We start from the raw sequence: 8040 nt of genomic DNA, 5'->3' as shown, positions 1-8040 counted from the left end.
GGCTGATCAGGCCCGACGTACCGACGATCTCCGAGGTCCGGACGACCGGTCCCGGCTGCGGGATCCGGCGCAGCCGCTCGGCGGCCTCCGGGTCGTGCGCCGCGGCGCCGGCCAGCGCCACCTGCAGCATCGCCTCGGCCTCGGCGCGCTGCGACGGGCTGAGGCCCGGGCCGCCGAGGTACCGGTCGAGGGCATCGGTCGCGCCGCGGGCCGGTTCTTCCCCGCGGGCGCGGGCGACCTCGGCGCCGAGGATCGCGACGGACTCGGCCAGCAGGCGGTCCTCGGTGACCCGGTCGGCGGCCCGGCGGGTCAGCTGCTCCTGCAGCGACCGCAGCACCTGGGCGTTCAGCAGGTCGTGGCGGGTGCTGAGCCGGACCCGGCCGTCGCGCAGCGGCACCGCCGACGGGTGCAGGATCCCGAGGGCACTTCCGACCGCCCAGCGGGCCCGAACCGTCGCCGCGGCGGCCGGCAATGTGGGTGTGGACAGGCCGATCACCCCCTCCCGTTCAGTGTCCCGGTGCTCACCAGTTGTCACCAGGACCCTCTGGTTCCGGAATCTAGCAAACAATCGGTTACTCGCCAGCAACTCGTTCTACCCGAACTGTTAACGATTTACGCCCAGCCGTCCACCTAGGATCCGCTGCATGACTGAGACGTTCGGTGAGTCGGAGTGGACGGTCAGCGACGCCCGCCAGACGGTCCACGAGCTGCGGCGGATCGCGACCGGCGACCAGGAGTACGACGCCATCGAACTGTTCCTCGCCCTGTGCGAGTACCTGGACGAGCTGCACGGCACCGACGCCACCCGCGGCCGGTACGGGTTCGGGTCCTTCTCCACGGGCGCGCAGCTCGACCACCTGGCCGCGGCGGTCCAGGCCGTCCGGGGCCCGAACACCGCGTGGGATCCGACGTCGAACCGGATGGACCAGCCGGTGAATGCGGCCGTCACGCTGGCCCAGGGACGGGAGCTGACCGAGTGGATGACCGCACGCCCGGCGTGGGAACGACAGGTCGGACTCTGCCTGCGGGCGCTGTATGCCTATCTAGACCAGTTGTACGGCGGTCCGGGACTGTTCAACCAGCTGCTCACGCCGCGGGAGCGGGAGCGGGTCGCGGCGCGGTAACGGCACCGGCCTGCCGGCCCGATTGGTACCTTGCTGCCATTACGGTAGGCGCGTGAGTCTCTCGTCCTCCACGCGTACCTCTTCCCCAGGGTCCCGCTCCGCGGGCCGGCCGGCGGGTGGCGGCTCGACCCGCCTCCCGAGCGGACGGGAACGACGTCCCGCGCTGGCCGCGCTGGCGGTCATCCTGATCCTGCTCGGTGCCGCCGGGTCCGCGCTGATCGCGCTGAACAGCGGCAACCGGACCGACTTCGTCGCGATCTCCGCGGACGCGCTGCCGCCCGGCCACCGGATCGAGGCCAAGGACTTCTCCCGCGGCGACCTGGCCGGCGCCACCGGCGGCCTGGTCCCGTGGTCCGAGGCGAGCAAGTACGTCGGCCGCTACACGACCAGCTGGCTGTACAAGGACCAGTTCGTGACGCCGGAGAACTTCACCAAGGACGGCCAGCAGCCGATCCCGCAGACCGGCGCCCTGGTCGGTGTCAGCCTGGACGCGGGCCACGCGCCGTCCGACGGGCTGAGCGTAGGGGACGTCGTCCAGGTCTTCCGGGTCCCCGGCGGCAACGACAGCAGCGGCAGCTCGACCGAGCTGGTCGGCGCGGCCACCGTGACCTCGAGCGCGGGTGCGATCACCGACAGCAAGACCAGTGCGAACAGCTCGCTCAACGTCACGATCCTGGTCCCGCAGTCGAAGGTGGGCATGGTCGCCGCCGCCGCCGCGGCCAAGACGCTGTCGGTGGCGAAGCTGGCGCCGGGTACCAAGACCGACGTGGCGAACGGGTCGAACTGATGGCTCTGGTGGCGCTGGCGAGCGCGAAGGGCTCTCCGGGTGTGACGACCGCGAGCCTTGTCATTGGCGCGCTCTGGCCGCGGCAGGTGCTGCTGGCCGAGTGCGACCCGGCCGGCAGTGACGTGGCGATCCGCATGACCGGCCCGGCCGGCGCACCGCTCGACTCCGACCGCGGGCTGGTCAGCCTGGCCGCGGCGAGCCGGAAGGGCCTCGGCGACGAGGTGATCCTGGCGCACAGCCAGCAGTTGGACGGTGGTCTCGACGTACTGCTCGGTGTCCGTTCGCCCGAGCAGGTGGGCGGGATGGGCGGTCTGTGGCACCCGCTCGGCATCTCGTTCAACCAGATGCAGCAGAGCGACGTACTGGCGGACTGTGGGCGGATCGGCGCGCAGTCGCCGCAACTGCCGGTGATCCAGTCCGCGCGCCTGGTCGTGATGGTGTGTACGGCGACCGGCTCGTCGGTGGCGCACCTGCGCGAGCGGCTGTCCACGCTGGTGCACCACGTGGACGCGCAGCTCGGAGTTGTCGTAGTCGCGGACCCGAAGCAGCGGGACGGTGTCAAGCAGGTGTGGTCCGTCCTGGACGCGATGTCGCTGCCGGTGCGGCACCGGTGGCACCTGGCGTACGACCCGGCCGGCGCGGCGTTCTTCGACGGCCGCGGGCACGGCCGGCTCGACAAGACCCAGCTGATCCGGTCCGCGAGCGTGATCACCGGCGAGATGGCGTCGCTGGTGGCCTCTCCGCCGCCGCAGGACTTCGACATGGCGAACGCGGCGTTCCCGCCAGGTGAGTTCGGATGAGCGCTGACCAGGAGCTCGTCCGGCGGCTGCGGGTCCAGGTCGCGGAGCGGCTGAACGAGCAGCGCCGCCGCGACCAGGTGAACGGCGTACCTCCGATGAGCGCGGAGGACGAGCGCGAGTACGCCCGGTCGCTGATCGTGCAGGTGCTCGAGGACCACGCGCGGTACGAGCTGGCCGAGGGCCGGACGCCGCCGACGCCGGACGACGACGCGCAGATCGCCGGCGCCATCCACTCCGCGCTGTTCGGGGTCGGCCGGCTACAGCCGCTGATCGACGACTCCGAGGTCGAGAACATCGACATCAACGGCTGCGACCAGGTCTTCGTGCAGTACGGCGACGGCCGCGAGGAGACGCCCGGCCCGGTGGCCGAGAGCGACGAGGAACTGATCGAGCTGATCCAGGTACTGGCCGCGCACGCCGGCCTGACCAGCCGCCCGTTCGACTCCGCGAACCCGCAGCTGGACCTCCGGCTGCCGGACGGCTCCCGGCTCTCGGCCGTGATGGGCGTGACGTCGCGGCCCGCGGTGTCGATCCGCCGGGCCCGGCTCGGCCGGGTGTTCCTCAAGGACCTGGTTGTCAACGGCACCATGACCGACGACGTCGGCTCGTTCCTCCGGGCGGCGGTCGCGGCCCGGAAGAACATCATGATCGCCGGCGCGACGAACTCCGGGAAGACCACCCTGCTGCGGGCGCTGGCCAACGAGATCCAGCCGCACGAGCGGCTGATCACCGTCGAGCGGTCGCTCGAGCTCGGGCTCGGCGAGTTCAAGGACCTGCACCCGAACGTGGTCGCGTTCGAGGAACGGCTGCCGAACTCCGAGGGCGTCGGCGAGGTGACGATGGCCGACCTGGTCCGCCGTTCGCTGCGGATGAACCCGAGCCGCGTCATCGTCGGTGAGGTGCTCGGCGACGAGATCGTCACGATGCTGAACGCGATGAGCCAGGGCAACGACGGTTCGCTGTCGACGATCCACTCGAACAGCTCGATGGAGGTGTTCAACCGGATCAGTACGTACGCCATCCAGGCGAGGGAGCGGCTGCCGATGGACGCCACCCAGATGCTGATCTCCGGGGCGCTGGACTTCGTGGTGTTCGTCCGCCGGCACAACGACTACCAGCGCGGCGGCGGCGTCAGCCGGTACATCGAGAGCATCCGTGAGGTGACCGGCTGGGACGGGCGGGTGCTGTCCGGCGAGGTGTTCGCGCCGGGACCGGACGGCCGGGCCGCGGCGCACGCGCCGATCGCGTGCATGGACGAACTCGAGCACTTCGGCTACCAGCCACTCGTGCACGGGACGTGGGCGTGATGCGATGAGCATGGAGACACTGGGAGCGCTGCTCTGCGGAGCGGTGGTGGGCGGCGCGATCCTGCTGCTGATCGTCGCGATCCGCGGTACCGAGCCGAAGAACGAGACCCCTTCGCTGTTCCGGAACCGGAGCGCCGAGAACCGCAAGAACCTGATCCGGCTCGGCGCCGGAATCGGGGTCGGCCTGCTGGTCCTGGTCGTGACCCAGTGGCTGGTGCTCGCGGTCGCCCTCGGCCTGCTCGCCGGGATGGCGGACCGGTTCTTCGGCGGCAGCGGCGAGGAGCGCCGGGCGATCGACCGGCTGGACGCGCTGGCCACCTGGACCGAGGCGCTCCGCGACACGATCGCCGGCGCGGTCGGCCTGGAGCAGGCGATCCCGGCCACGGCGGTGAACGCGGCGCCCGCGATCAAGCCCGGCCTGAACCTGCTGGTCGACCGGCTGCGGATCCGCGAACCGTTGCCGTCGGCACTGATGCGGTTCGCCGACGACCTCGACGACCCGTCCGCGGACCTGATCGTCGCCGCCCTTGTCCTGAACGCACGGCTCCGCGGCCCCGGACTGCGCGAGGTGCTGAGCGCGCTCGCGGACTCGGCCCGCGAGGAGCTCGACGTACGGCGGAAGGTCGCCGCGGAACGGCGGTCCACCCGGCGCAGCGTGCAGGTGGTGGTCGCGATCACGCTGGCGATGGCGGCCGGCCTGGTGCTGTTCAACCCGGCGTACATGGCGCCGTACCGGAGCTTCGTCGGGCAGGTGGTGCTGACCGTCGTGATCGGGCTGTACGCGCTCGGTCTGCTGTGGCTGCGGCGGCTGGCGAAGATCGAGGTACCGGAGCGGTTCCTGATCGGTGTCGCCAAGGACCACGGGACCAACCGGCAGGGTGACGAACGGATGGAGGTGGTGAACGGATGACGTGGGCCTTCATCACGGGCGGTCTCGCCGGGCTCGGCGTGTACCTGCTGGTCCGGATGTTCATCAAGCCGCGGGCCAACGTGCTCTCCACGATCGCGCGGATCGACGCGGGCCGCGGCGGCTACGCCGGCGGGGCGACCGCGAGCGCGGCCGGGGACCGGGTGCTGGGCGGCGTCGACCGGGCCCGGGAGTCGCTCGGCCGCCGGCTGGAACTGGAGGCCAACGCCCGCGGCTGGGCGTTCGGCAAGCTCCGCCGGGACCTGGCGGTGATGAACCAGCCGTTCGCCGCGATGCTCGCGACCAAGGTGTTCTTCGCGCTCGGGGCGATGATCCTGATCCCGATCGTGCTGTTCCTGTTCTCCGCGATCGGGTTCAGCGCGCCCGGTGCGAGCCCGGCGATCGTGACGCTGGCGTTCATGGCGCTGGCGTTCTTCCTGCCGGACCTGGCGCTGCGGCAGGAGGCGGAGAAGCGGCGCCGCGACTTCCGGCACGTGGTCGGCAGCTTCCTGGACCTGGTCGCGATGAACCTGGCCGGCGGCCGCGGCCTGCCGGAGGCACTGATGACCGCGTCCACGATCGGCGACCACTGGGCGATGGCGCGGATCCGGCAGGCGCTGGCGAACGCGCGACTGATCGGCATCACGCCGTGGGACGCGATGGCCCGGCTGGGCGAGGACCTCGGCGTGGAGGAACTCCGGGACCTGGCCGCGGCGCTCGCGCTGGCCGGCGACGAGGGCGCGAAGATCCGGTCGTCGCTGCTCGCCCGGGCCGCGTCGCTGCGGCGCAAGGAACTGGCCGACGTCGAAGGCAAGGCCGGCGAGCGCTCGCAGTCGATGCTCGTCGCGCAGTTGGTGATGATCGCGGCGTTCTTCCTGTTCCTGGCCTTCCCGGCCGGTGTGGCCATCCTCGGAAGTTAGGCCGAACAGTGATGCGGGCACGGGATCCGTTGGGCGGCGTGGTCCGTCGAACACGTCATACTGAGGCCGGCGACGGCTTCACGATCTGGAAGGCATGCGAATGACCTCGGAGTTGATGTTCTGGCGGGCCATGGCCGGCTATGCGGTGGCGCGGGCGCAGGCCCAGCGCGCGCGGGCCCGGCAGGGGCACACGGAGCTGGGAGCCTCCGCACTCGAGTGGGCGATCATCTCGGGCATCCTGGTCGTCGCCGCGCTGGCGATCGGCGTGGTGGTGAAGCGCGTCATCGACAAGCACACCTCAGATATCAACAAGGGCTGACCCGTCATGCGGTCGGCGTGGCGGCGTCTCCGGCGGCGGTCGGAGCGGGGGGTCAGCACGCTCGAGCTGGCCATCTTGGCGCCGGCGATCCTGGCGCTGATCTTCGTCTCCATCCAGACCGCCCTCTGGCTGTACGGGCGGTCCGTCGCGCTGAACGCCGCGCAGGAGGGTGTGTCCCGGCTGCGGCTGGTGCAGCCGACGGTCTACACCGCGGCCGTGGGGGAGAAGGTGCGCGCCGACATCCAGTCGTACGCCCAGCAGGTCGGCGGTACGACGTTGCGCAACGCCACGGTCCCGTTCCCGTCGTACAACAGCCCGCAGGGCATGGTCTCGTTCACGGTCACCGGGGACACCGTCTCGCTGGTGCCTGGCCTGGACCTGAAGGTCAGCCGGACCGCCACCGGCCCGATCGAGCAGTTCCAGGCCGACAAGTGAGGGTACGGAGGATGCTTCGCAGGCGGCGCCGGGAGCGCGGCACGATGGCGCTGGAGATGGTGATCCTGGCGCCCGTACTGCTGGCGCTGTTCATGTTCCTGCTCGCCTGCGGCCGGTACTTGCAGACCTCCTCGCTGCTGGAGAGCGCGGCCCGCGACGGTGCCCGCGGCGCCAGCCAGGCCCGGTCGCTGCAGGAGGCGCAGGGCCGCGTCGACCAGGCCGTCAGCGATGCCACGGGGCAGGCGGTGACGTCCTGCAAGGAGTCCGCGAGTGGCTCGATCACCACCGGGTTCGTTGCCGGGTCACCGTTGTCGGTCGAGGTCACCTGCACGATCAACTACCGCGACCTGGGCCTGCTCGGGCTCGGCGGCGACACCAAGATCACCAAGCGCTTCACGTCCTCGCTGGACCCGTACCGGGGGGTGCGAGGGTGACGGCTCCTGACCAGCCGCACCGCCGGTCCCAGCGCGGCGCGCTGAGCCCCGCGGTGGCGATCCTCGCGGTGATGATCTTCACCCTGGCCGGGCTGGTGATCGACGGCGGCCGGCAGCTCGGCGCCCGGTCCCGCGCGGTCGGGTACGCCCAGGAGGCCGCCCGGGTCGGCGCCGCCGCGATCCAGCTGAACTCGGCCGAGGCAAAGATCGACACCGCCAAGGCGGCCACCGCGATCGCCGGGTTCTGCGGCCAGGTGCAGTCCAACGACCCGACCGTGACCGCCTGCGGCCCGACCACGCTGACCGACAAGGAGGTCGACATCCAGGTCGACATCCTGAACAAGACCACCTTCCTCGGCCTGATCGGCAAGCAGTCCCTGAAGGCGTCCGGCGTCGGCCAGGCACACGCCGAACAGGGCGTCGACAAGGCCGACGACAGCCCGACCATCCCGCCGATCGTGGTGAACTCCAGCCCCGACGGCCCGGGCAACATCCCGATCACCACCGCGGTCCCGCCGGTCATCGACCTGCCGTGCCCGACCTGGACCGCCGGCTCGCCGACGCCGGTCTGGACGCTGACCCCGTTCCCGTTCCCGGCCACCTGCTCGCCGAACGTGACCCCGACGCCGACGCCGAATCCTTCCGGGACACCGAGCACGACGCCGACACCGTCCAAGTCGGTCCCGACCGGCCGCCCCAAGAAGTCGCCGCCACCACACCGGCGCTAGCCAACGGAGGACTGTTCTTCGTGCGTACGTTTGCCATCCCGGCCGCGGTGCTCTGCGGCCTCCTGCTGCTGAGTGCCTGCGGCAAGAACTCGAACGACGGCGGCCTCCCGGCCCCGGCCGGCGGCGGCTCCGGTACGACGACCTCGGGCACGCCGTCCGCGGATCCGAGCGAGACCCCGAGCAGCGCGCCGACCCAGCCCGCCACCAGCGCGAAGCCGACCGCGCCGGCCGCCAAGCAGGTGTTCGTCCAGGCCGGGAACTTCGCGTCGAACCCGGCCG

The 8040-nt window shown here is 71.4% G+C and carries 11 protein-coding genes and 1 pseudogene; 11 read left to right on the top strand and 1 reads right to left on the bottom strand.

The genetic code is table 11. From position 1 onward, the window contains the following. The coding region (locus tag VFF46_RS34605) for a hypothetical protein (RefSeq protein WP_325041465.1) at positions 1-535 on the bottom strand (535 nt) is incomplete at its 3' end. A 109-nt stretch (positions 536-644) separates the two neighbouring features. Here VFF46_RS34605 and VFF46_RS34600 point away from each other — a divergent pair. The 11 genes and pseudogenes from VFF46_RS34600 to VFF46_RS34550 form a co-directional block, all read left to right on the top strand. Further along, the gene (locus tag VFF46_RS34600; protein ID WP_325041464.1) at positions 645-1124 is read left to right on the top strand and encodes a hypothetical protein; all 480 of its coding nucleotides are present in this window, start codon (positions 645-647) and stop codon (positions 1122-1124) included. Between the two features lie 52 nt (positions 1125-1176). Next, entirely contained in the window at positions 1177-1911 is a 735-nt protein-coding gene (locus VFF46_RS34595) for a hypothetical protein (RefSeq protein WP_325041463.1), read from the top strand. After that, the gene (locus VFF46_RS34590) at positions 1911-2711 is read left to right on the top strand and encodes a hypothetical protein (protein ID WP_325041462.1); all 801 of its coding nucleotides are present in this window, start codon (positions 1911-1913) and stop codon (positions 2709-2711) included. The genes VFF46_RS34595 and VFF46_RS34590 overlap by 1 nt, the downstream gene beginning before the upstream one ends. Continuing rightward, the gene (locus VFF46_RS34585) at positions 2708-4018 is read left to right on the top strand and encodes a CpaF family protein (RefSeq protein WP_325041461.1); all 1311 of its coding nucleotides are present in this window, start codon (positions 2708-2710) and stop codon (positions 4016-4018) included. Before VFF46_RS34590 ends, VFF46_RS34585 begins: the two co-directional genes overlap by 4 nt. 4 nt (positions 4019-4022) lie before the next feature. Then, on the top strand, positions 4023-4928 hold the full coding sequence (locus tag VFF46_RS34580) for a type II secretion system F family protein (RefSeq protein WP_325041460.1): 906 nt from the start codon (positions 4023-4025) through the stop codon (positions 4926-4928). Further along, entirely contained in the window at positions 4925-5845 is a 921-nt protein-coding gene (locus tag VFF46_RS34575; RefSeq protein WP_325041459.1) for a type II secretion system F family protein, read from the top strand. Before VFF46_RS34580 ends, VFF46_RS34575 begins: the two co-directional genes overlap by 4 nt. Positions 5846-5945: 100 nt before the next feature. Further along, positions 5946-6164 (top strand): hypothetical protein, encoded by a 219-nt coding sequence (locus tag VFF46_RS34570; RefSeq protein WP_325041458.1) that lies wholly within the window; start codon positions 5946-5948, stop codon positions 6162-6164. 6 nt (positions 6165-6170) lie between these two features. Beyond that, positions 6171-6599 (top strand): TadE family protein, encoded by a 429-nt coding sequence (locus VFF46_RS34565; protein WP_325041457.1) that lies wholly within the window; start codon positions 6171-6173, stop codon positions 6597-6599. 11 nt (positions 6600-6610) lie between these two features. Next, a complete protein-coding gene (locus tag VFF46_RS34560) occupies positions 6611-7033 on the top strand; it encodes a TadE family protein (protein WP_325041456.1) in 423 nt (140 codons plus the stop codon). Further along, a complete protein-coding gene (locus VFF46_RS34555) occupies positions 7030-7761 on the top strand; it encodes a TadE/TadG family type IV pilus assembly protein (RefSeq protein WP_325041455.1) in 732 nt (243 codons plus the stop codon). The genes VFF46_RS34560 and VFF46_RS34555 overlap by 4 nt, the downstream gene beginning before the upstream one ends. Before the next feature lie 20 nt (positions 7762-7781). Further along, positions 7782-8040 (top strand): annotated as a pseudogene (locus VFF46_RS34550) (hypothetical protein); the annotation flags it as partial.

Source organism: Kribbella sp. (assembly GCF_035655035.1).
Classification (GTDB): Bacteria; Actinomycetota; Actinomycetes; order Propionibacteriales; family Kribbellaceae; genus Kribbella.
The sequence above is the reverse complement of the archived record's forward strand: the minus strand, read 5'-3'. Positions and strand labels throughout refer to the sequence as shown.